Origin of the sequence: Aquicoccus sp. (assembly GCF_041686535.1) — a bacterium.
In the GTDB taxonomy this organism is placed as follows: domain Bacteria; phylum Pseudomonadota; class Alphaproteobacteria; order Rhodobacterales; family Rhodobacteraceae; genus Aquicoccus.
Genome location: NZ_JAWLDS010000050.1, coordinates 1 through 22276, shown reverse-complemented (window position 1 = coordinate 22276; position 22276 = coordinate 1). Strand labels below are relative to the sequence as shown.

Genomic DNA, 22276 nt, shown 5'->3' with positions numbered 1-22276 from the left:
CTCCTTTGCACAGAAGATAGACCGGACAGGCCCAGCTGTCGCCCCCGTCCCGCGCAGGGCACCCGCGCGCGGCTGCACAGGTCCGGGGCCTGTCCTCAAATGAAAAGGGGCCACCCTTGTTGGGCAGCCCCTTCCAAACCTGCAAGGCCTAAGCAGCTGGCTCTCGTGACAAAGGCGCACTACGGCGCCTTTGCACTTTCGCCCGGACAGAATTCGCTGGCGCGAATTCGCCTTTTGGCTCTCGGCAGCCCGGCCCCGAGGCCGGGCGCCTGTCGCATCACAATTCCCGCGGGAATTGTGATTACATCATGCCGCCCATACCGCCCATGTCGGGCATGCCGCCGCCAGCACCGCCACCGGCGCCTTCTTTCTGCGGCTTGTCGGCCACCATGGCTTCGGTGGTGATCAGCAGACCGGCGATCGAGGATGCGTCCTCAAGCGCGGTGCGCACCACCTTGGCCGGGTCGATCACGCCATACTTGAACATGTCGCCATATTCTTCGGTCTGCGCGTTGAAGCCGAAGGACTTGTCTTCGCTTTCGCGGATCTTGCCAGCCACGACAGCACCATCGACCCCGGCGTTCTCGGCGATCTGGCGCAGCGGCGTCTCAAGCGCGAGGCGCACGATCTGGATGCCGCGATTCTGGTCGATATTGGCACCCTGAAGCCCGTCGAGAGCCTTGGCTGCCTGAACCAGCGCGACACCACCGCCGACCACGATGCCTTCCTGAACGGCGGCCCGGGTGGCGTTCAGCGCGTCATCGACGCGGTCCTTGCGCTCTTTCACCTCGGTTTCGGTCATGCCGCCCACGCGGATCACGGCCACGCCACCGGCGAGCTTGGCAACACGCTCCTGGAGCTTCTCGCGGTCGTAATCGCTGGTGGTTTCCTCGATCTGGGTGCGGATCTGGTTGACGCGCGCCTCGATCTCGGATTTCTCGCCAGCGCCGTCGACGATGGTGGTCTCGTCCTTGGTGATCGTGACCTTCTTGGCGGTGCCGAGCATGTCCATGGTGACATTTTCAAGCTTCATGCCAAGATCTTCGCTGATCACCTGGCCACCGGTCAGGATCGCGATATCCTGAAGCATCGCCTTGCGACGGTCGCCAAAGCCCGGCGCCTTCACGGCGGCGATTTTCAGACCACCGCGCAGCTTGTTCACCACGAGTGTTGCGAGGGCTTCGCCTTCGACATCTTCCGCGATGATGAGCAGCGGTTTCTGCGACTGGATGACGCTTTCGAGCAGCGGAACCATCGGCTGAAGGCTCGACAGCTTCTTCTCGTGCAGCAGGATCATGCAGTCATCGAGATCGGCAATCATCTTGTCGGGGTTGGTCACGAAATAGGGCGACAGGAACCCGCGGTCGAACTGCATGCCTTCGACGACGTCGGTTTCGGTTTCGAGGCCCTTGTTCTCCTCGACGGTGATCACGCCCTCGTTGCCGACCTTCTGCATCGCGTCGGCGATCTGGCGGCCGATTTCGGCTTCGCCGTTGGCCGAGATGGTGCCGACCTGTGCAACCTCATCGCTGTTGTCGACCGGACGCGCCGCGGCCTTGATCGCCTCGACGACCTTGAGCGTTGCCAGGTCGATCCCGCGCTTGAGGTCCATCGGGTTCATGCCGGCGGCGACCGCCTTCATGCCTTCCTTGACGATGGACTGGGCCAGAACCGTCGCGGTGGTGGTGCCGTCGCCGGCTTCGTCATTGGTGCGGTTGGCCACTTCCTTGACCATCTGCGCGCCCATGTTCTCGAACTTGTCCTCAAGCTCGATTTCCTTGGCGACGGATACGCCGTCCTTGGTGATGCGCGGCGAGCCGAAGCTCTTGTCCAGCACCACGTTGCGGCCTTTCGGGCCGAGCGTCACCTTGACCGCATCGGCCAACGTGTTGACACCCTTGAGAATCTTGTTGCGGGCGTCCGTGTTGAATTTCACGTCTTTTGCAGACATGTGCAATCTCCTTGCATTTTCGTTCGTTGAAACGGTCAGATCAGATCACGATCCGCGGGATTCAGGCTGCCTTGGCCGCCTTGGACCCGTCCATGATCCCCATGATGTCGGACTCTTTCATGATCAACAGCTCCTCGCCGTCGATCGTCACTTCCGTGCCCGACCATTTGCCGAACAGAACGCGATCGCCAACCTTGACATCAAGGGCGATGCGCTCGCCGTCATCGTCGCGCGCGCCCGCGCCAACTGCGACGACTTCACCTTCCGCCGGCTTTTCCTTGGCGCTGTCGGGGATGATCAGCCCGCCTGCGGTTTTCTCTTCGCTTTCAACGCGGCGCACGACCACGCGGTCATGAAGCGGTGTAAATGCCATCTCTGCACTCCTCTGAGACAGTCGTTTCTCCCGAGCCCGTCACGCCCGTAGCACGTGAGCGGGCATTAGCACTCACTGGGTTCGAGTGCTAACGGCGCATAGCTAAGGCCACGCCCCGCGCCTGTCAAGAGAGCGTTTCGGCAAAACTGGTCCCTTTCGCGCACCACCCGCGGGTTGTGGGGTCAGGACCATCCCGCAACCACGCCCGAGTGTTGGAGGTTTGCCCCACACCACCCGTATCGAAACCCGCGTTCGACCGAAAGCAGAGACAGCGCGTTTCAATTCCGTTGGACCCGGAAACGCTTTACCCTGCCCCCGAATCCCACCAGCCCGAGCGGAGCCCGACCCTTGCGATTCCTTCTCGTTGCCCTCCTGCTGCTCGCCCGCCCCGTGCTCGCACTCGATTGTGGCGGCACCGACCTGCTCACCACCATGCCCGAATCCGAGCGCGCCGCACTCGAGACCCGCGCCGAACGAACGCCCCATGGCCACGGCCTGCTCTGGCAGGCGACGAAGGACAGCACCCGCTTCACGATCTTCGGCACCTATCACCTGCCGCATGAGCGGACCGAGGCCCATCTCGACGCACTCCTGCCGCGCGCCCGCGCCGCCGACATTGCCTATTTCGAAATGAACGCCCCCGACGCGCAGGATTTCGAACGCAGGGCCACAACGCAACCCGGCGTCATCTTCATCGCCGACGGCCCCACCCTTCCCGAACGGCTCGAGGAAGACGAATGGCAGGAATTGCGCCAGCAGATGGCCGCGCGCGGCTTTCCCGCCTTCATGACCGCCAAGATGCGGCCGGTCTTCGTCTCGATGATGCTGGGGCTCAGCCCCTGCGGCCTCAAGCAACAGCAGTCCGGCGCGAAAGGCATCGACGGTCGCCTTGCCCGGACGCTGCATGACGAAGGCCACGCGACCCGTTCGATCGAAGATCCGATGACGCCCCTGCGGATCTTCGACGCCTTCCCCCCCGACACGCAACTCGACATGATCCGCCTCGCGCTCGACATGGAGATCGACCCCGACGATATGGGCACGACCCTGCTCAATGCCTACCTGCGCCAGGAGATCGCGCTCATCTGGGAACTGGGGCGCAAGATCTCGCTCGACCATGGCGGGCCGGGTGCCGAGGAGGATTTCACCCTCTTCGAACGCGTCCTGCTGACCGAGCGCAACCATGACTGGGCCGAAACCCTGCTGGCCGATGCGGCCGACACCCCGGGCCAGAACGCCTTTGTCGCCGTCGGTGCCGCGCATCTCATGGGCGAAAGCGGCCTCCTGCGCCGGCTTGAACGCGCCGGATACACAATCACGCCCCTGCCTTTCGACTGACCAAGGATCGAGACCCCATGCAGATCACCGCCAACGACATCACCCTCGAGATCGAGGATCACGGCCCCGCCGACGCCCCTGCCATGATCCTGATCCGCGGCCTCGGGACCCAGCTTGTCCACTGGCCCGAGAACCTCGTGGAGGGCTTCGTCAACGCGGGCTTGCGCACGATCACCTTCGACAATCGCGATGTCGGCCTCTCGCAACGCTTCCCCACCCCCGGCGTGCCCGGCGATCCCGACGAGATCACCGAAAAACTGATGTCGGGCACCGGCATCCCCCCTGCCTACACGCTCGACGACATGGCCCGGGACGTGATCGCCATCATGGACGCGCGCGGCATCGACAAGGCGCATGTGTTCGGCATTTCCATGGGCGGCGCCATCGCCCAGATCCTCGCCCTCGATCACGCCGACAGGCTGTTGAGCGCCACCATCGTCATGACCGCCGCGCGCCCGCTGCTCGAGCGCGGGCGGATCGCCGACATGCTGCCGCGGCTGCTCGCGCGCCCCGAAACCCTCGACGAGGCGCAGGACAACTGGGTCGCGGGCCACGCCTCCTTCGGCTCGCCCGGCTTTCCCGTGGCCGAAGAGGACATCCGCGCCGAAGCCCGCCTCGCCTGGGCGCGCAGCGCCGACCCCGAAGGCATCAACCGCCAGCTTCTGGCCACGCTCGCCGCCCCCGATCGCCGCCCCCGCCTCGGCGAGTTGACCACCCCCTGCCTCGTGATCCACGGGGTCGACGACACCCTGATCCCGGTCGAGCTGGGGCGGGAAATCGCCGATCACATCCCCGGCGCCGAATTCCACGCGATCAAGGGCATGGGCCACATCATCACGCCGCTTCTCGCACCGCAAATCGTCTCGCTGGTCTGTGATTTCATCCGCAGGCAGGCGTAGAGGCGCAATCCACCAGGAGACATTGTGCCACGCGTTTCGCCAGGCCCGGCGGCAAGGCGCTTTTCCGCACCGTCCAGCATCCGGCAAACCTGTGCCTGCGTATTTTCTCCGGGAAAGAGGCACGGCCAAGGCCGCGCTTCAGCTCCATGTTCTTTCTTGGGAAAAATACTCACTCACCCCGTCTCCTGCATTCCGCCGGCCTGAAACCGTGCAGGGGCGCGGCGCGGGGGCGGTCGCGGTTTCGGGGAAACCGCGACCGGGTGGGCGGGCGGGCCCCTGCGCCGCGCCCCTGCGCGCTCACGCGTCGAGCGCCGCCCGACCGCTCTCGCTCAACGCATAGACACCCCTGTCGACCCGCTCGAACCAGCCGTAATGGTTGTCGCGCATCATCGTGGTCGCCCGCGCCACGCCGGTTGCGCGCGCCACCTCGGCCCCGCGGCTCGGGCCTGCCGCGGCGAGGTAGGAAGCGCATTTCAGCGCCCCCTGCCGATAGGCCGTGACGATGGTCTCGCGCGTCATGCCGCCCGCATTGGGATCGCCCGCGCGCGCCGTGAATTCCTTCAGAAGCCGGGCACGGCGCAGTTTCGACTTTCGCGGCCGGAACGGTGCCGGATCACAATGCACCTGCACCGCTCCCGCCTCCAGATGGATCGACAGCACTCCCAGCCCGAGCCGCCGGCACAGCCCGACATTGCCCTTGAAGCTGCGCCAGCCCGCCTTGCCCGTCCAGCGCGGCACAGCAACATAAACCGCATCGGTCACTGCCTGCCGCGCCACTGCCTGTTGCAGGAGCTGGAGCGAGAATCCGGTTTTGAGTTCGACGATCACCGGCGCTTCGCCCGGGTGGCAGGCCACGACATCCGCCACCCCGACCTCGCCCTTGACCACGTAGCCAAGGGTTTCAAGCCACGCCTTGACGGGCGGGTAGAGATCGGTTTCACGCAGCGTTGCCATGGCGGCAGGTTAGCCCCCCGCCCCGGGCGATGAAAGCCCCGGCGCAGGGGGGCCATCGCACGGCGCGTTAACGCTCGTCTGCAACACCCCGGGCCGCGATCGGGCGGTGCACGCATGGCAGCCGGGCAGCAGCCGGAGATCACCCCCCTCATTCTCGTGATCCCGCGACGTTAACCCTTAATGCTGCACTGCGGCAAAAACCCGCCCGCGCCCCCGTGACATCCGCGTCGCGTGCCCCTATAAGGCGCGCGAAATCATCTATTTCGATCCGCATCAGACAGGACAGTGACACCATGACCACGCTCGTTTTCGGCCATAAATCGCCCGATACCGATTCCACCGGTTCGCCCATTCTCTGGGCCTGGTATCTCAATGAAATCAAAGGTGTAGAGGCAAAGCCGGTGCTCCTGGGCGAGCCCAACACCGAAGCCGCGTTCATGCTGGACCGCTGGGCGCTCGACAAGCCCGCGATCATCTCGGACGTCGATGGCGGCCAGGCCTGCGTCGTGGTCGACACCAACAATCCCGCCGAGCTGCCCGCGGGAATCAACGCTGCGGATGTGCAGGAAATCATCGACCATCACAAGCTCGCCGGCGGCCTCGAAACCAGGGCCCCGATCAACATCACCATCCGCCCTCTCGCCTGCACCGCCACGATCATGCTCGACATGATTGGCAATGATTACAACAGGCTACCGGATGCGATCAAAGGGGCCGCGCTGACCTGCATCCTCTCGGACACGCTCGAATTCCGCTCGCCCACGACCACAGATCATGATCGCGCCGTGGCCGAGAAACTGGCCGCCGACCTCGGCATCTCGATCCCCGACTACGCCGCCGAGATGTTCGCCGCGAAATCCGATGTCTCCAGCTTCTCGGATGCCGAACTGATCCGCATGGACTCCAAGGAATACGCAGTATCCAACACGAAATTCCGCGTCTCCGTGCTCGAAACCACCGCTCCCGCCACCGTGCTCGACCGCAAGGACAGCCTGATGGAAACCATGGTGCAGGTCGCGAAAGAAGACGGCGTCGACCAGGTGCTACTCTTCGTCGTGGACATCCTCAACGAAGAGGCCACTCTCCTCGTGCCCAACGATCTGGTGAAAACCGTGGCTGAAAAAAGCTTTGACGCACGGCCCGAGGGCGACACGGTCGTTCTGCCCGGCATCATGTCGCGCAAGAAACAGATCATCCCCAACCTGTCATTCTAATAGACTGATAAAAAACAGGAAAACGGGCGCTGTCGACGGCGCCCTTCTTGCGGCTTTGCCTTTCCCCGGTGCGATCCCACTGATGCGACATCGGCGCAAGCGCCCGTCTCGCGATCTTCATCTCGCCGAAAATACCTGGATAGCAAAGGGGGCTCGCTCCCCACATGCCGAGGCTTCGTGAAACGCTGGCAATCCTCCGGCGCCCCTGCCATACCTGACGCAACTCAGCCAAAGGAATGCCCATGACCCGCATCATTGACTGCCTCGCCCAGGTCTCGGACAGCTACGACGCACTTTTCGTCGATCTCTGGGGCTGCGTCCATGACGGGGTGCGCGCCCTTCCGGCCGCGGTCAAGGCATTGCAGGACTACCGCGTCCGCGGCGGCAAGGTGGTCCTCGTGACCAACTCGCCCAAACCGCGCAAGGGCGTTGCCGCGCAGCTCGACATCTTCGGAGTCGCCCGCGACGCCTGGGACACGATCGCCACCTCCGGCGACAGCGCCCGCGCCGCGATGTTCCGCGGGATCGTGGGGGAAAAGGTACTATTTATGGGCGAATGGGACCGCGACGAAGACTTCTTCGAACCGATGCAAGTGATCGAGAACCCGGTCGATATCCAGCTTGTCCCATTGCAGGAGGCCGAAGGCATCGTCTGCTGCGGTCCCGACGATCCCCTGGCTGACCCGGATGTGAACCGCCCCACCTTTCTCTACGCCAAGCAGAAGGGTCTGAAACTGCTCTGCGCCAATCCCGATATCGTGGTCGATCGTGGCGAGGTGCGCGAATGGTGCGCCGGGGCCCTGGCCCGGCTCTATATCGAAATGGGCGGAGAAAGCCTCTATTTCGGAAAACCCCATCCGCCGATCTACGATCTTGCGCGCCGCCGTCTGGCAGAGCTCGGGCCGCCACCCTCCGACAGTCGCATCCTCGCCATCGGCGACGGGTTGCATACTGACATCCAGGGGGCGATGGGCGAAGAGATCGATTCCCTTTACATCACTGGCGGTCTGGCCCGCGAGATCACCAAGACAACGCAGCAACCCGACAAGGAGGCGCTCGACGCCTATCTTTCCACCGAGAAGATTTCGCCCGACTATGCCATCGGACAGCTACGCTAAACCAAATCAGGGCTTGCCTTTCTGCATCTGCAAAGTAATAAAGTTCCAAAATGGGCCTTCAAGACACCTGAAAGTTGCGCAAAAGACCAGCCTTTGGAGGGCGGAATGTTGGATAACCTGCCACGCGGAACCATTACCATCGAGGAAATCGAGATGGGCATGACCCGTCACCTGCGAAAGGTGGTGACAGACGAAGATATCGAGATGTTCGCGCAGGTCTCGACCGACCGCAACCCGGTCCATCTCGACGACGACTATGCCCGCGACACGATCTTCGAGGGCCGTATTGCCCATGGCATGCTCACCGCCGGGCTGATTTCGGCAGTGATAGGCGAACAGCTCCCCGGCCACGGTACGATCTACATGGGCCAGAGCCTCAAGTTCCTCGCCCCCGTGCGCCCGGGAGACATGGTGCTGGCCGAGGTCGAGGTGGTGGGTATCGAACATGCCAAGCGCCGCGTGACGCTCGATTGCCGCTGCCTTGTCGACGGCAAGAAGGTGCTGGTGGGCGAGGCGACGGTGCTGGCCCCTTCGACCAAGTTCGACTGACCGCAGGGGCGCCCCAAATCTCGCAGCATGCGCGCTCCCCGCTTGCACCCGCTCCGCCGCGCCGCTAGACCCGCGCCATGCGCATCATCCGCGATCATCAATTCGTCTCGCCTGCCGACAAGGGCGCCTCGGCCGCCATCGGAAATTTCGATGGTGTGCACCTCGGCCACCAGTCGGTGATCGACATTGCCCGTACCGAGGGCGCAAGGATCGGCGCGCCGCTCGGCATCGTCACATTCGAGCCGCACCCACGCCAGTTCTTTGCACCCGACGCCCCGCCCTTTCGCCTGACCGGCTCGGCCGCCCGCGCCCACAGGCTTGAGAAACTGGGTGTCGAGCGGCTCTACGAGCTCAATTTCAACGCCACCCTCTCGTCGCTCTCGCCCGAGGAGTTCGCAGCCCGCATCATCCGCGACGGGCTCGGCCTCCGACATATCGTCGTTGGGGCCGATTTCTGCTTTGGCAAGGGCCGCGCGGGCAATGCCGATGACCTCAGAACTTTCGGCGCGCAAATGGGCTTTGGCGTCACCATCGCCAAGTTGATCGAGGGCGAGCGGGGCGAAGTGTCTTCGACGGCGATCCGTACCGCGCTGAGCGAAGGCCGTTCACGTGACGCCGCCGCCATGCTCGGCCACTGGCACCGGATCGAGGGTCGGGTGATCACCGGCGATCAGCGCGGCCGCGAGCTGGGCTATCCAACCGCCAACATGTCGATCGGGGGGCTGCACCCGCCGCGCTTCGGTGTCTATGCCGTGCTGGTAGATGTGCTCGACGGTCCACACAAGGGAAGCTATCGTGGTGCCGCCTCGATCGGGGTGCGCCCCATGTTCGACGGTGAAAGACCCAACCTCGAAACCTACCTCTTCGATTTCTCGGGTGACCTCTACGGCGCCGCGCTCTCGGTGGGGCTGGTCGAATACCTGCGCCCCGAGGAAAAATTCGACAGCCTCGACGCCTTCATCGCGCAGATGGATGCCGACTGCACCCGCGCCCGCCACATCCTCGCCCAGACATGACCGACCCGATCGACCGCACCGGCCTGCGCCCTCGCTTTTGGGAATCGACCCCGCTCGACCGCATGACCCGCGCCGAATGGGAAGCGCTCTGCGACGGCTGCGGCAAATGTTGCCTCAACAAGCTCGAAGATGAAGAAACCGGCGAGGTCGCGCTGACCCGCGTCGCCTGCCGCTTGTTCGACGACACGACCTGTCGCTGCGCTCAATACACGATCCGCCATCAGTTCGTGCCCGAGTGTATCACGCTCGACCCCGCCACGATTGAAAGAAGCGCTTATTGGCTGCCCAAAACCTGTGCCTATAAACGGCTCTGGCAGGGCGATTCCCTGCCTGATTGGCACCCGCTTTTGACCGGCACGGCGCAATCGGTCCATGATGCAGGCGTGTCGATGCAGCACCGCACCGTCCCCGAATTCGAGATCGACGAAGACGATTGGGAAAACCATATCATCGAGGAGCCCACCTGATGTTCTTTGCCTCCGACAATTCCGGCCCGGCCCACCCGGCCATTCTCGACGCGCTCACCCGCGCCAACGAAGGCTTTGCCATGGGCTATGGCGACGACGCGATCATGGACGAGGTCCGCGAGCGCATCCGCACGCTTTTCGAGGCGCCCGAGGCCGCGGTCTATCTCGTCGCCACCGGCACCACCGCCAATGCGCTCGCCCTGGCCAGCCTCACCGCGCCCTGGCAAACCATCTTCTGTTCGCCGGTTGCCCATATTCACGAGGACGAGTGCAACGCGCCCGAGTTCTACACCGGCGGGGCCAAGCTCACCCTGGTGGGCGACAGCGACCGCATGACCCCCGACGCGCTGCGCACCGCCATCGAGGGCGAGGGCAACCGCGGCGTTCACGGGCCTCAGCGCGGCCCCGTCTCGATCACCCAGGTCACCGAGCGCGGCCATGTCTATTCCCTCGATGATATTGCCGACCTCACTGCCACGGCGCGCGACTACGGACTCAAGACCCATCTCGACGGCGCGCGCTTTGCCAATGCGCTGGTGGCGTTGGGCTGCACACCGGCCGAGATGACCTGGAAAAGCGGCATTGACTCGGTTTCCTTCGGCGGGACCAAGAACGGCTGCATCGGTGTCGAGGCAGTGATCTTCTTCGATCCCGCCCCGGCCTGGGAGTTCGAACTGCGCCGCAAGCGGGGCGGGCATCTCTTCTCTAAACACCGTTACCTCTCGGCCCAGATGCAGGCCTATCTCGCCGACGACCTCTGGCTCGATCTCGCGCGGCGCGCCAACGCGGGCTGCGCGCACCTTGCCAGTGGCCTGCGCGCGTTGCCCGGTGTGCGCATCGACGGCACACCCGACGCCAACATGATCTACACCCACATGCCCCGCGCCATGCATCAGCGCCTCGTTGCCGCCGGTGCGGTCTATCACATCCTGTCCGACACGCTCGACCGCGGCGACCCTGACGAGCCACTGCCCGCCCGCCTCGTTTGCGACTGGTCCATGCCCGATCATGAGATCGACCGTTTCCTCGACGTGGCCCGGGGCTGATCCAACCTTCATCCTGCCCGAAATTCTCAGGGGATGAAGGTGACAGAACGCGCCGCGTTTTGCGCCCCGGGGGCAGCGCCCTCCCTTCGCAGTTCAATCCGCATTCGCCCGCTCGGGCACGTCCGCGAGGAACTCCAAGACCAGATCAGCCACCGCACGCGGATGGGTGATCGGCGCCATATGCCCGGCCCCCTCGATCGCCACATCCCGCGCGCCGCTGAGCCGCCGGGCAATCGCCGCATGGGTCGGGCCTACGAAGACCGAGCTTTCGGCCCCGCGTAGCAAGAGCGCCGGCACGTCCAGCGCCTCAATCTTGCGATCCGCCAGAATCCGCGGGCGGTCCTCCAGAACCGTCGCCTGGTTGGCCTGGATCAGGTGGATCTTTGCAGCCAGCGTGTCGCGCTGCTCTTGCGGCAGGCTCTCCCACGGTCGCCCGTCGCCCCAATCGCGCATGAAGGCGCGCGCCGCTTCGCGCCGGTCGCCCGCAACCAGCGCCTCCCGGAACCCGGCATTCATCTCATCATGCTGTGGCACCAGCTCCGGATTGTCGGCCAGCGCCGCAGCGATGAACACACTCTCGATCAGAACGAGGCTGCGCACCAGCTCGGGCCGCTCGATCGCCAGCCGCATGGCCACCGTGGCACCGAAGGAATGGCCGATCACATCCATCGGCCCGTCATCACCGACCACATCCGCCGCCATCGCAACCGACATCTCCTGCATGTCGCGCGCAGGCGTCCAGTCATCGCTGCGCCCATGGCCCGGGAGGTCATAGGCCCGCATAGTCAGTTCATTCCCCAGATGCGCGGCCAGCCCCTTCCACGCACCGGAATGGGCCAGCGAACAATGGATCAGAAGCGCCCGGCGCGGGCCAGCGCCGAACTCGGTCCAGAATGTCGGGTGGCCGCCTCTAATGTCCTTGACCATCCTAGAGCTCACCCGCCAGATGCGCATCGAGATCTTCAAGCCGGTCCTGGCCCCAGAACATCTCGCCATCCTCGCAGATATAGAATGGCGCACCGAACACACCCGCTGCAACCGCGTCCTCGGTATTTCGGGCATAAGTCTCGGCTCCGCTCAGAAGTCCGCTCATGGTCAATCCCGGATCGAACCCCACCGCCTGCAGGCAGTCCTGCACCACCTCTTCCTCGGCAATATTGCGCTCCTCCGCCCAGCAAGCCCGCAAGAGGCAGTGCACCAGCGCCCCCAGATTCCCTCCACCTGCCGCCTGCGCCGCGATGACCGCATAAGACGAGGGCGCCGGGTTGGTAGGAAAGAAGGCCGGTTCCAGGGTCAGTGGCAACCCTGCCTTCTGCGACTGGCGGCGCAATTCCTGCAACCGATAGGCCTGCCGCGCCGGGGTCCGCTCGGGTAATGGTGTACCACCGGTGCGCGCAAACACGGCGGCAATGTCCATCGGTTTGTAGGTGATGGCAGCCCCGTGCCGCGCAGCAATCTCCTCGAGCCGCGGACCCGCCAGATAGGCATAGGGACTCAGCGTGGAAAAATAGTACTCGATCCGGGCCAAATTCCTCTCCTTCGCGCAAGACTTGGGGGGTCACATCTTTGCCAGACCCTAGAGAGATGCTAAGCGGTGTCAACGTCACGATTCTGTCACGCCAGACGCACCCGGGGACCAAGCCGCCATGCCAATCACCAAGGAACCGAAGCTCATTTCGGGTAATGCCAACCTGACTCTCGCCAAGGGCATTGCACGGCGCATGTCGATGCATAGAGGGGTCAATACCCAACTTGTCGATACCCGAGTTGAACGCTTCAACGACGGCGAGATCTTTGTCGAAGTGTTCGAGAATGTTCGCGGCGAAGACATGTTCATCATTCAGCCGACCTCGAATCCGGCCAATGACAACCTGATGGAACTACTCATCATGTCCGACGCGTTGCGCCGGTCCTCGGCCTCGCGCACCACCGCCGTGATTCCCTATTTCGGCTATGCCCGTCAGGATCGGCGCACCAAGGCCCGCACGCCGATCTCGGCCAAGCTCGTTGCCAACATGATCGTGGGAGCGGGGATCGAAAGGGTGCTGACGATGGATCTCCACGCGGCCCAGATCCAGGGGTTTTTCGACATTCCCGTCGACAACCTCTACGCTTCTCCACTCTTTGCCCTTGATATCATGAAGCAGTTCGCCGACCGGCTCTCGGATGTGATGGTCATCTCGCCCGATGTCGGCGGGGTCGCCCGGGCACGTGAACTGGCCAAGCGGATCAATGCCCCGCTCGCCATCGTAGACAAGCGCCGCGAAAAACCCGGCGAGGTGGCCGAGATGACCGTGATTGGCAATGTCGAGGGAAAATGCTGCATCATCGTCGATGACATCTGTGACACTGCCGGAACGCTGTGCAAGGCCGCCGAGGTGATCATGCAGAATGGCGCGAGCGAGGTCCACTCCTACATCTCGCATGGGGTGCTCTCGGGCCCCGCGGTGGGACGGATCACCAAATCGGTGATGAAATCTCTGGTGATCACTGACTCCATCGAGGCCAGCGAGCCAACAAGATCCGCACCCAATATCCGCATCCTTCCCACCGCACCGCTTTTCGCCCAGGCGATTCTGAACATCTGGAATGGTACCAGCGTCAGTTCATTGTTTGACACCGAGATGCTGGAGCCGATTTACGAGGGTATTTTCTGATTATCATCCTGAGAACAGGTGTCAGTAGAGCTCCCAATCATCTTCGTTGGCCAATGGCCCGATCGCGATCCACGCCAGGCGCACACGTGCGATCCTCGTGTCGCCCCATGTCCGAAACACAAGTTCGAAACCCTCGCCGTGAACATTTTCAGCCTCAACATGGGCCCGAATGTTGGCCCCGTTATCAACATCCCAAAGTGACAAGGAACAATGGACTACCGGCGCTTCGGTGAAGGCTTCGGAAAACTGGACTGGTTTGCGCCGCTCACGCTGGCCCGTCCCGGTCCACATTTCACCGCCATCCTCGAAATCCTCGAATAGTGTTTCGTCTCCCTGAAGGATGCCAATGGTGTTTGCCGTAAGCCGTTTCATACTTCGCCTTTCGCGGCGTTTTCTCCGCAGATCCAAACGATCAGCTTCAAGACTCGCCTCAAATTCCCTGTTTTGCAAAAGAAAAAGGCCCTGATATAGATCAGAGCCTTTCCTAGATCTTCGGTCTGTCCAGTCGTTCCGGTGTCAGCCAGCCACCATGTCACGCAAAGCCTTGAGATCGGCCAGTTGCTTGTCGGCCCGGTCACGCGCGGCTCCCGACGCTTCGGTCGCCGTCGCCGTGGTCGCCTCGATCAGCGGATCAAGATCAGCCGCCGATGCATCAGCGACCGGTTTGGCAAGCTCGGCCAGGACGCTTGCGGTATCGGCGCCGATCTCGGCAAAACCGCCGGTCACGAGAAACGCCGCTTCACCTTCGGGACCTTTCACCCGAACCACACCGGGTCGCAACGTCGTGATCAAAGGCGCATGGCCCGGCATCGCCGTGAGATCGCCATCTGCGCCCGGCATCTGAATTTCCGCCACCGCAAGAGAGGCAAGTTGCCGCTCGGGACTCACCAGATGGAATTGCATCGTATCAGCCATGTTCATCTCCTTTCCAGGCGAAGCCCCCCGCCCAAATAAACAACCGGGGGACGCCCGGGATCACGCAGCGTCAGCGGCCAGCTTCTCGGCTTTTGCGATCACATCGTCGATGTCACCAACCATGTAGAACGCGCCTTCGGGCAGGTGGTCGAACTCGCCCGCCACGACCCGCTTGAAGCTGTCGATGGTCTTTTCGAGCGGAACCTGCACACCATCCGAGCCGGTAAAGACCTTGGCCACGTCAAACGGCTGGGACAGGAAGCGCTGGATCTTGCGCGCCCGTGCCACGGTCAGCTTGTCCTCTTCGCTAAGCTCGTCCATGCCGAGGATCGCGATGATGTCCTGGAGCGCCTTGTAGCGCTGCAGGATTTCCTGCACGTCGCGAGCCACGCTGTAATGCTCCTCGCCGATAATCAGCGGGTCCATCAGCCGCGAGGTCGAATCGAGAGGATCCACGGCCGGGTAGATACCCAGTTCAGAGATTGCACGGTTAAGCACCGTGGTCGCATCGAGGTGGGCAAAGGTGGTTGCGGGCGCCGGGTCGGTCAGGTCGTCCGCAGGGACATAGACGGCCTGGATCGAAGTGATCGAGCCATTGGTCGTCGAGGTAATCCGCTCTTGCATGGCACCCATGTCGGTGGCCAGCGTTGGCTGATAGCCCACGGCAGAGGGGATACGGCCCAGAAGGGCCGACATCTCGGAACCTGCCTGCGTGAAGCGGAAGATGTTGTCGACAAAAAAAAGAACGTCCGCACCCGATGCGTCGCGGAACTGCTCGGCAAGGGTCAGCCCCGTCAGCGCCACACGCGCACGCGCACCCGGCGGCTCGTTCATCTGACCATAGACCAGCGCGATCTTGGAATCGGCCAGATTGTCAGGGGTCAGAACGCCGGAATCGATCATCTCGTGGTAAAGGTCATTGCCCTCACGGGTCCGTTCACCGACACCGGCAAAGACCGAGAGGCCCGAATGTACCTTGGCGATGTTGTTGATCAACTCCTGGATCAGAACCGTCTTGCCAACGCCGGCGCCGCCGAAAAGGCCGATCTTGCCGCCCTTGGCATAGGGGGCCAGCAGGTCGACGACCTTGATCCCTGTCACGAGGATCTCCGACTCGGTGGACTGGTCGGAGAAATCCGGGGCCGGTTGGTGAATGGCGCGTTTTTCTTCGGCTTCAATCGGACCCTTCTCGTCAACTGGCTCGCCGATCACGTTGAGGATCCGGCCCAGCGTGGCTGTGCCCACGGGAACCATGATAGGTGCATCGGTGTCAGTCACCTCCTGGCCGCGCACCAAGCCCTCGGTCGCATCCATCGCGATCGTGCGCACTGTATTCTCGCCCAGGTGCTGCGCCACTTCGAGGACCAGCGTCTTGCCATTGTTGTCGGTTTCCAGCGCGTTGAGGATCGCCGGCAGGTGATCGTCGAACTGCACGTCCACCACGGCGCCAATCACCTGCGTGACTTTGCCTTTTGCGTTTGCCATGTGTTTCGTCTCCGGTTTGTCTTACAGCGCTTCCGCGCCGGAAATGATTTCAATCAGCTCGTTGGTGATCACGGCCTGACGCGAGCGGTTGTATTCGATGGTCAGCTTGTCGATCATCTCACCCGCGTTGCGGGTTGCATTGTCCATCGCCGACATCCGTGCGCCCTGCTCCGAGGCGCCATTCTCCAACAAGGCGCTGAATATCTGCGTCGCGACTCCGCGGGGTAGAAGCTCGGACAGAATCTCGGTCTCGTCGGGCTCGTAGTCATAGAAGCTATCCGCGTCGGCTGCCGCCTCGTCGCCCACTTCAGCCGGAATGACCTGTTGCATGGTGGGGATCTGCGAGACTACGTTTTCGAACCGCGAAAAGAAGATCTTGGCCACGTCGAACTCGCCCGCGTCGAACCGTTCGAGAACGTTGGTCGCGATAGCCTGGGCATCGCCAAAGCCCACGCGCTTAACCTCGCTCAGGTCGACATGGTCGATGAACAGATCACCATAGTCGCGTTTCATCGCGTCGCGGCCCTTCTTGCCGACGGTGATGATCTTGACTGTCTTGCCTTCGGCCGCCAGCTTCGACGCTTCGGCCTTCGCAAGTTTGGCGATATTCGCATTGAAACCGCCGCACAGGCCGCGCTCCGCGGTCATCACCACCAGAAGATGCACGTTGTCCGCGCCAGTTCCGGCCAGAAGCGGCGGCGCGTTCTCGGCGTCACCCACCGACGCGGCGAGCTTGGCGATCACCGCGTTGAACCGCTCGGTGTAAGGCCGCGACATTTCCGCGGCCTCCTGCGCCCGGCGCAGTTTTGCCGCGGCGACCATCTGCATGGCCTTGGTGATCTTGCGGGTCGACTTGACCGACGAGATCCGGTTTTTCAGATCCTTGAGACTGGCCATTGCCCGATCTCCCCTTACGCGAAGTCTGCGGCGAACTCGTCAATCGCGGCCTTGATCTTGTCCTCGGCGTCTCCCTTGATCTTGGGATCCTCCTTGGTGATGTAGTCGAGCACATCCTTGTGCTTGCTGCGCAGATGCGCAAGCAGCCCCTGCTCAAACCGCCCGACATCGCTCACCGGCAGCTTGTCGAGATAACCCTTGGTGCCCGCATAGATCACGCAGACGATCTCGGCATTGGTCAGCGGCGAGTATTGCGCCTGTTTCATCAGCTCGGTCAGACGCTCACCGCGGTTCAGCAACTGCTGCGTCGCCGCATCGAGGTCGGACCCGAATTGCGCAAAGGCCGCCATCTCTCGATATTGCGCCAGTTCCAGCTTCACTGGGCCGGCAACTGATTTCATCGCATTGGTCTGGGCCGAACCGCCAACACGGCTCACCGAAAGGCCGGTATTCACGGCCGGGCGCACGCCCTGATAGAAGAGATCGGTCTCCAGGAAGATCTGCCCGTCCGTAATCGAAATCACGTTGGTCGAGATGAAATCCGAGATGTCCCCGGCCTGTGTCTCGATGATTGGCAGCGCCGTGAGAGAGCCCGAGCCATGATCCTCGTTGAGCTTGGCCGAGCGTTCCAGCAAACGCGAATGAAGGTAGAACACGTCGCCCGGATAGGCTTCACGCCCCGGCGGACGGCGCAGCAGCAGCGACATCTGGCGATAGGCCACGGCCTGTTTCGACAAGTCATCGTAAATGATCAGCGCGTGGCGCCCGTTGTCGCGGAAATGCTCGGCCATCGCGGTGGCCGCATAGGGGGCTAGAAACTGCATCGGCGCGGGGTCCGAGGCCGTCGCCGCCACCACGATCGAATAGTCGATCGCGCCGGTTTCCTCGAGTTTCTTGACAAGCTGTGCAACCGTGGAACGCTTCTGGCCGACCGCCACGTAGACACAATAGAGCTTCTTGCTCTCGTCGTCTCCGGCCGCGTCGTTATAGGTCTTCTGGTTGAGGATCGTGTCGAGCGCCACCGCGGTCTTGCCGGTCTGACGGTCACCGATGATCAATTCACGCTGACCGCGCCCGATCGGGATCATCGAGTCGACGGCCTTGAGGCCGGTGGCCATCGGCTCGTGCACCGATTTACGCGGGATAATGCCCGGCGCCTTCACATCGGCCAGGCTGCGCTCGGAGGTTTCGATCGCCCCCTTGCCGTCGATCGGATTGCCAAGCCCATCCACCACGCGTCCCAGAAGCTCATCGCCAACCGGCACATCCACGATCGCGTTGGTGCGCTTTACGGTATCGCCTTCCTTGATGTCGCGGTCAGATCCGAAGATCACGATCCCCACATTGTCGGTTTCGAGGTTGAGCGCCATGCCCCGGATACCACCGGGGAATTCGACCATCTCACCGGCCTGAACCTTGTCCAGCCCGTGAACACGGGCAATCCCGTCGCCAACCGACAGCACCCGGCCGATCTCGGCAACCTCGGCATCCTTGCCGAAATTCTTGATCTGGTCCTTCAGGATCGCAGAAATCTCTGCTGCTTGGATACCCATTTATCCGACCTCTTTCATTGCATTCTGGAGAGAATTCAGGCGCGAGCGGATCGACGTGTCGATCATTTTCGAACCTACCTTGACGACAAGACCGCCGATGAGGCTTTCATCGACGGTCGAATTTATGATCACGTCCTTGCCGAAGCTGGACTTGAGCGATTTGGCAAGCTTGCTCTCCTGCGTCTTGGTCAGGGGCTTGGCACTCACCACATCCGCTGTCACCTCGCCCTTGTCCTTGGCAATCGCGGCGCGCAGGGCCCGGACAAGCTGGGGCAGAACGAAAAGCCGGCGCTTGGCGGCCATCAGAGCAAGCGTACTGGCCATCGTTTGCGAAAGGCCCATCTTGTCCGCGATCGCGGACATTGCCCTGGCTTGCACGTCTCGCGAATGGAGCGGCGACGAGATCAGCGAATTGAAATCGGCACTTTCGGCCAGCGCATCTTCAAGCGCGGCAATATCGCCTTCCAAGTCAGCCAAATTATCGGATTCCTTGGCCAGTTCAAACACGGCCGTGGCATAGCGCGCAGCGATGCCGGTTGAGATCGAAGCTGGTTCGGACACATCCACCCTTCCGATTTTCTGGCCCCGGTTTGACACGCCACACACGGCGCAGAGCCTTTGCTCCAGCCGCATGGCATCCGGGGGCGTTGGTCGCCTTGCTCTCGCAAAACGTCGAAATCGGGGCGGGTGTAGCAGAGCCCATCGAACCTAGCAACCTGCTATAATCGAATCCTGCACCCATGAATATAACGTTTTTTCAGATACTTAACAGAAGTGCGACCGTTTGCACAAAAAACAGCGCGCGAAAAATGCGAACATTCAGGTCCGATTTCGCGATTCCTTGTCGTTGCGGCAGCGATCCGGCCTTTGAATCGTTAACGCTACCAAATACGCGATGCCCCCGCAAAGGGTGCCATTTGCATGTCAGGGATGGTTTGACTCTGCCCCCGGGGATCGCGAAACTGGCGTGCACCGCGCGTAACGGCACGCAGCAGGTTTCATGGTCATTTCGGTCATTCAAGAATGCAGTTCATGGACATCTCCATCGCCTATGCCGAATCGCCATGTGAGATGCCGGGCTTCGACCCGGACGAGGACATGCTCGTAATCGCCCTGCCCGATGCCTTGCTTGACAGGTCCACTCCCCAACTCAGCCAGCATCACAACGAGGCCGCAAACCGCATCGAACTCTCGCTTTCGGTCATGCCCAATGCGCCGCCATTGCTGATACACCTGCCCGGTCTGTCCAAATTGCCGAGCGACGCGGTGGTGCTCTTGTCGCTGAGTGACAGCAAGACACTCACGCCCCCACCAGTGCCTCATACTGCCCCCGCCGCGATCACTGTCGGCGCTCTTAAGGGAGAAGGTCTATACCCGCCCGCGTCCGCTTCGGGCGACAGGTCCCCGTCGGAACCCGTCCGTCATTGCTTTGCTCCGTGCCATGACTGGCGGCGAGACGGTCCACCACCCGAACGCTTTTTCGATCTGAGCCATCCCGACTCTCGGATTTCTATCAAGCTGCCCCCCACGACGCAGGGTCCGGTCCATGCAATCCGCTTCATCGAAACGACTGAAACCGCCGGGTCCAGTGATACCCACAGCTCGATTGTGCTGGTCCAGTCGCCACCAGGCAGCCCACCACTCAGCCCCGGCGCGATTACCGCGAAATTCGCAACCAGCCTCGGTGCGCCTGATTTTCGTGCTATCGCGTGGATCTGGCTTGGCAATGAAGGATACTTCACCGATCTCGAATCCGGGGCAAGGCATGAATTCGGCGAGATCAATCACAATCCCTCGCTCGCCCTTACCGGCCCGATCGCCGGTTCGGTCGAGATCCGCCGCTGATCCGTAGCGTGGCGCACATACGCGGCGACCCTTCGACTAGGCCGGCTTGGCCTCGGGCTTGGGATCGAGAATCGAGATCGGACGCTGGACCCGAACGCCCAGCCCGCCGCTCGGAGCAGGTACCCGCTTCGACGCCTCCACCATCAGGACACCGCCCGGTGCGATCATCGGCACCGACCGGCCTACCCGCTCCCAGAAGGAAGCGGTCCTGCGCCAGAACCGTCGCGCGCTCGGCGGCTGATAGAGCGTCGTGCGCTGTTCTCCCGCAAGGAACCCATGCGCCTTGAGTTGCGCATCAAGCTGGCCCAGCGTGTAAGGTCGGCCATAGCCAAACGGCGTGCGGTCATTGCGACTCCACAGCCCGGCCCTGTTGGGCAGGATAAAGAGCACCTTGCCCCCCGGCCCCAGCACCCGATAGCATTCCTGCAACACCGCGCTCGGCATCTCGCTGGTCTCCAGCCCGTGCAACACGACAAGCTTGTCTACCCGCCCCGTCTCGATCGGCCAATGCGTCTCCTCGCTCAGCACGCTGACATTGGGCATGCCCGAGGGCCACGCCATCACCCCCTGAGGCCCCGGCATCAGCGCCACAACCCGCCGCGACTCGGCCAGATAGGGTCGCAAAAGCGGCACCGCAAAGCCAAAGCCCACCACTGTCTGACCCTTGGCCTCGGGCCAGAATTCAAGCATCTGCCCGCGGATCACATCCTGCGCTGCCCGCCCCAACGTGCTACGGTAATAGAAGTTGCGCAGATCCTGCACATCAAGATGCATTGCGGCCCGGCTCCGGATCGGTCACTCTGGCCCCTACAATATCAACAGGAGCGCGAAACGCCATGGCCTTCGATCTCGTCACAATCCCCTGCCTGTCGGACAATTACGCCTTTCTGGTCCATGACCCCGATACAGGCGACACCGCTCTCGTGGACGTGCCCGAAGCGGCCCCCATCGCCGCCGAACTGGAACGGCGTGGCTGGACGCTCACCCATATCCTGCTCACACATCACCATCACGATCACGTCGAAGGCTTTGACGCGCTGAAACGCGACTGGCCCGAGGCGGTCGTGATCGGTGCGGCCGCCGATGCCCACCGCCTGCCACCTCTCGATCTCAAGGTAAAAGAGGGCGAGACCATTACCGTGGGCATAGAATGGATCGGCGTGATCGACGTGCCCGGCCACACCGTCGGCCACATCGCCTATCACTTCCCCGAATCGGGCTATGCCTTCACCGGCGACAGCCTGATGGCATTGGGCTGCGGTCGGCTCTTCGAGGGCAGTGCCGCGCAGATGTTTGACAGCCTGTCGAAACTCGCCGCCCTCGCCCCCGACACGTTGATCTGTTCGGGCCACGAATATACCGCCGCCAATGCCCGTTTTGCGCTCACGATCGAACCCGGCAACCCGGCCCTGCAACAGCGCGCCAAGGAAATCGAGGCCACCCGCGCCGAAGGCCGCTTCACCGTGCCCTCCAAGCTGCAACTGGAGCTTGACACCAACCCCTTCCTGCGTGGGCACGTCGCCGAAGTTCAGTCCTCCGTCGGGCTGACCGGCGCCGACCCGGCAGAGGTCTTCGCCGCCGTGCGCAAGGCCAAGGACAATTTTTGAACTCCGTCAGCCATCAGAGAAGCCGTTTGGGGATCGTCTCGCAGCCAGGAAAAGGTTGAAACTCGAGGGTTTGGCCATTCCAAGACGCGTGTCTTCCTCGCAAGCGTGGCGACAACGCTATCGCAGCGGTTGTGAAGAATTGCCCCGACCCGACGTGATTTATCTTGATTGCCCCTTGTCCCGGTGCCACCAGATCTTTAAACGGGGCGTCGGAGACGTGGCCGAGTGGTCGAAGGCGCTCCCCTGCTAAGGGAGTAGGCCCGGAAGGGTCTCGTGGGTTCGAATCCCATCGTCTCCGCCACTTGCCCTCTCGAAAGCGTTCTCCTGGTCGGGTTATGCGTGGGATGTCTGGTTGAAAGGCGAGATGGAAAGCAGATTGGCGGTCAGTTTTC

General features: G+C 62.6%; 23 protein-coding genes and 1 tRNA gene. 12 read left to right on the top strand and 12 right to left on the bottom strand.

The window, feature by feature from the left end:
- Window positions 1-301: 301 nt before the first annotated feature.
- Both groL and groES read right to left on the bottom strand, forming a co-directional pair.
- A complete protein-coding gene (gene groL, locus ACESL9_RS11210) occupies window positions 302-1951 on the bottom strand; it encodes a chaperonin GroEL (protein ID WP_372609441.1) in 1650 nt (549 codons plus the stop codon).
- Window positions 1952-2012: 61 nt separating this feature from the next.
- Window positions 2013-2324 (bottom strand): co-chaperone GroES, encoded by a 312-nt coding sequence (groES, locus tag ACESL9_RS11205; protein ID WP_372609439.1) that lies wholly within the window; start codon window positions 2322-2324, stop codon window positions 2013-2015.
- Window positions 2325-2672: 348 nt separating this feature from the next.
- On the opposite strand from groES, the gene ACESL9_RS11200 reads away from it, so the two are divergent.
- Together ACESL9_RS11200 and ACESL9_RS11195 are read left to right on the top strand one after the other, a co-directional pair.
- Window positions 2673-3662 (top strand): TraB/GumN family protein, encoded by a 990-nt coding sequence (locus ACESL9_RS11200; protein ID WP_372609437.1) that lies wholly within the window; start codon window positions 2673-2675, stop codon window positions 3660-3662.
- Window positions 3663-3679: 17 nt separating this feature from the next.
- Window positions 3680-4561, top strand: coding sequence for an alpha/beta fold hydrolase (locus ACESL9_RS11195; RefSeq protein WP_372609435.1), 882 nt, complete (start codon window positions 3680-3682; stop codon window positions 4559-4561).
- A gap of 297 nt (window positions 4562-4858) precedes the next feature.
- On the opposite strand, the gene ACESL9_RS11190 is transcribed toward ACESL9_RS11195, so the two are convergent.
- Window positions 4859-5515 carry a DUF2161 domain-containing phosphodiesterase gene (locus ACESL9_RS11190; protein ID WP_372609433.1) on the bottom strand — a complete coding sequence of 219 codons (657 nt, stop codon included), beginning with the start codon at window positions 5513-5515 and terminating at the stop codon, window positions 4859-4861.
- Window positions 5516-5808: 293 nt separating this feature from the next.
- Between ACESL9_RS11190 and ACESL9_RS11185 the strand changes: the two genes are divergently transcribed.
- The 6 genes from ACESL9_RS11185 (at window position 5809) to ACESL9_RS11160 (ending at window position 10925) form a co-directional block, all read left to right on the top strand.
- Window positions 5809-6729: a manganese-dependent inorganic pyrophosphatase gene (locus ACESL9_RS11185; protein WP_372674833.1), complete on the top strand. Its 921-nt coding sequence runs from the start codon at window positions 5809-5811 to the stop codon at window positions 6727-6729.
- Between the two features lie 242 nt (window positions 6730-6971).
- Complete coding sequence (locus ACESL9_RS11180) at window positions 6972-7847, top strand: TIGR01459 family HAD-type hydrolase (RefSeq protein ID WP_372609429.1); 876 nt, start codon at window positions 6972-6974, stop codon at window positions 7845-7847.
- 105 nt (window positions 7848-7952) lie between these two features.
- Entirely contained in the window at window positions 7953-8396 is a 444-nt protein-coding gene (locus ACESL9_RS11175; protein WP_372609427.1) for a MaoC family dehydratase, read from the top strand.
- Window positions 8397-8473: 77 nt separating this feature from the next.
- A complete protein-coding gene (locus ACESL9_RS11170; RefSeq protein ID WP_372609425.1) occupies window positions 8474-9412 on the top strand; it encodes a bifunctional riboflavin kinase/FAD synthetase in 939 nt (312 codons plus the stop codon).
- Window positions 9409-9879, top strand: a complete 471-nt coding sequence (locus ACESL9_RS11165; protein WP_372609423.1) for a YcgN family cysteine cluster protein — start codon at window positions 9409-9411, stop codon at window positions 9877-9879. Before ACESL9_RS11170 ends, ACESL9_RS11165 begins: the two co-directional genes overlap by 4 nt.
- Window positions 9879-10925, top strand: a complete 1047-nt coding sequence (locus ACESL9_RS11160; protein ID WP_372609421.1) for a threonine aldolase family protein — start codon at window positions 9879-9881, stop codon at window positions 10923-10925. The genes ACESL9_RS11165 and ACESL9_RS11160 overlap by 1 nt, the downstream gene beginning before the upstream one ends.
- Before the next feature lie 93 nt (window positions 10926-11018).
- On the opposite strand, the gene ACESL9_RS11155 is transcribed toward ACESL9_RS11160, so the two are convergent.
- Both ACESL9_RS11155 and ACESL9_RS11150 read right to left on the bottom strand, forming a co-directional pair.
- The gene (locus ACESL9_RS11155) at window positions 11019-11852 is read right to left on the bottom strand and encodes an alpha/beta fold hydrolase (protein ID WP_372674832.1); all 834 of its coding nucleotides are present in this window, start codon (window positions 11850-11852) and stop codon (window positions 11019-11021) included.
- A 1-nt stretch (window position 11853) separates the two neighbouring features.
- Window positions 11854-12453 carry a 2-hydroxychromene-2-carboxylate isomerase gene (locus tag ACESL9_RS11150; protein ID WP_372609417.1) on the bottom strand — a complete coding sequence of 200 codons (600 nt, stop codon included), beginning with the start codon at window positions 12451-12453 and terminating at the stop codon, window positions 11854-11856.
- A 118-nt stretch (window positions 12454-12571) separates the two neighbouring features.
- Here ACESL9_RS11150 and ACESL9_RS11145 point away from each other — a divergent pair, with 118 nt between their 5' ends.
- The gene (locus ACESL9_RS11145) at window positions 12572-13582 is read left to right on the top strand and encodes a ribose-phosphate pyrophosphokinase (protein WP_372609415.1); all 1011 of its coding nucleotides are present in this window, start codon (window positions 12572-12574) and stop codon (window positions 13580-13582) included.
- Window positions 13583-13603: 21 nt separating this feature from the next.
- Here the strand turns inward: ACESL9_RS11145 and ACESL9_RS11140 are convergent, their stop codons facing one another.
- From ACESL9_RS11140 to ACESL9_RS11115, 6 genes are all read right to left on the bottom strand, one after another.
- Window positions 13604-13954: an H-type lectin domain-containing protein gene (locus ACESL9_RS11140; protein ID WP_372609413.1), complete on the bottom strand. Its 351-nt coding sequence runs from the start codon at window positions 13952-13954 to the stop codon at window positions 13604-13606.
- Window positions 13955-14098: 144 nt separating this feature from the next.
- A complete protein-coding gene (locus ACESL9_RS11135; RefSeq protein ID WP_372609411.1) occupies window positions 14099-14497 on the bottom strand; it encodes a F0F1 ATP synthase subunit epsilon in 399 nt (132 codons plus the stop codon).
- A 60-nt stretch (window positions 14498-14557) separates the two neighbouring features.
- Window positions 14558-15982, bottom strand: a complete 1425-nt coding sequence (gene atpD, locus ACESL9_RS11130) for a F0F1 ATP synthase subunit beta (RefSeq protein ID WP_372609409.1) — start codon at window positions 15980-15982, stop codon at window positions 14558-14560.
- A gap of 21 nt (window positions 15983-16003) precedes the next feature.
- Entirely contained in the window at window positions 16004-16879 is an 876-nt protein-coding gene (locus ACESL9_RS11125; RefSeq protein ID WP_372609407.1) for a F0F1 ATP synthase subunit gamma, read from the bottom strand.
- Between the two features lie 14 nt (window positions 16880-16893).
- Window positions 16894-18432: a F0F1 ATP synthase subunit alpha gene (atpA, locus tag ACESL9_RS11120; protein WP_372609405.1), complete on the bottom strand. Its 1539-nt coding sequence runs from the start codon at window positions 18430-18432 to the stop codon at window positions 16894-16896.
- Window positions 18433-18993, bottom strand: a complete 561-nt coding sequence (locus ACESL9_RS11115; protein WP_372674831.1) for a F0F1 ATP synthase subunit delta — start codon at window positions 18991-18993, stop codon at window positions 18433-18435.
- Window positions 18994-19464: 471 nt separating this feature from the next.
- On the opposite strand from ACESL9_RS11115, the gene ACESL9_RS11110 reads away from it, so the two are divergent.
- The gene (locus ACESL9_RS11110) at window positions 19465-20277 is read left to right on the top strand and encodes a hypothetical protein (RefSeq protein WP_372674830.1); all 813 of its coding nucleotides are present in this window, start codon (window positions 19465-19467) and stop codon (window positions 20275-20277) included.
- A gap of 36 nt (window positions 20278-20313) precedes the next feature.
- Here ACESL9_RS11110 and ACESL9_RS11105 read toward each other — a convergent pair whose 3' ends face one another.
- Window positions 20314-21051, bottom strand: a complete 738-nt coding sequence (locus tag ACESL9_RS11105; RefSeq protein ID WP_372609399.1) for a class I SAM-dependent methyltransferase — start codon at window positions 21049-21051, stop codon at window positions 20314-20316.
- 62 nt (window positions 21052-21113) lie between these two features.
- Between ACESL9_RS11105 and gloB the strand changes: the two genes are divergently transcribed.
- Complete coding sequence (gloB, locus tag ACESL9_RS11100; RefSeq protein ID WP_372609397.1) at window positions 21114-21884, top strand: hydroxyacylglutathione hydrolase; 771 nt, start codon at window positions 21114-21116, stop codon at window positions 21882-21884.
- A 211-nt stretch (window positions 21885-22095) separates the two neighbouring features.
- Window positions 22096-22185: transfer RNA gene (locus tag ACESL9_RS11095), tRNA-Ser, on the top strand.
- Window positions 22186-22276: the final 91 nt, after the last annotated feature.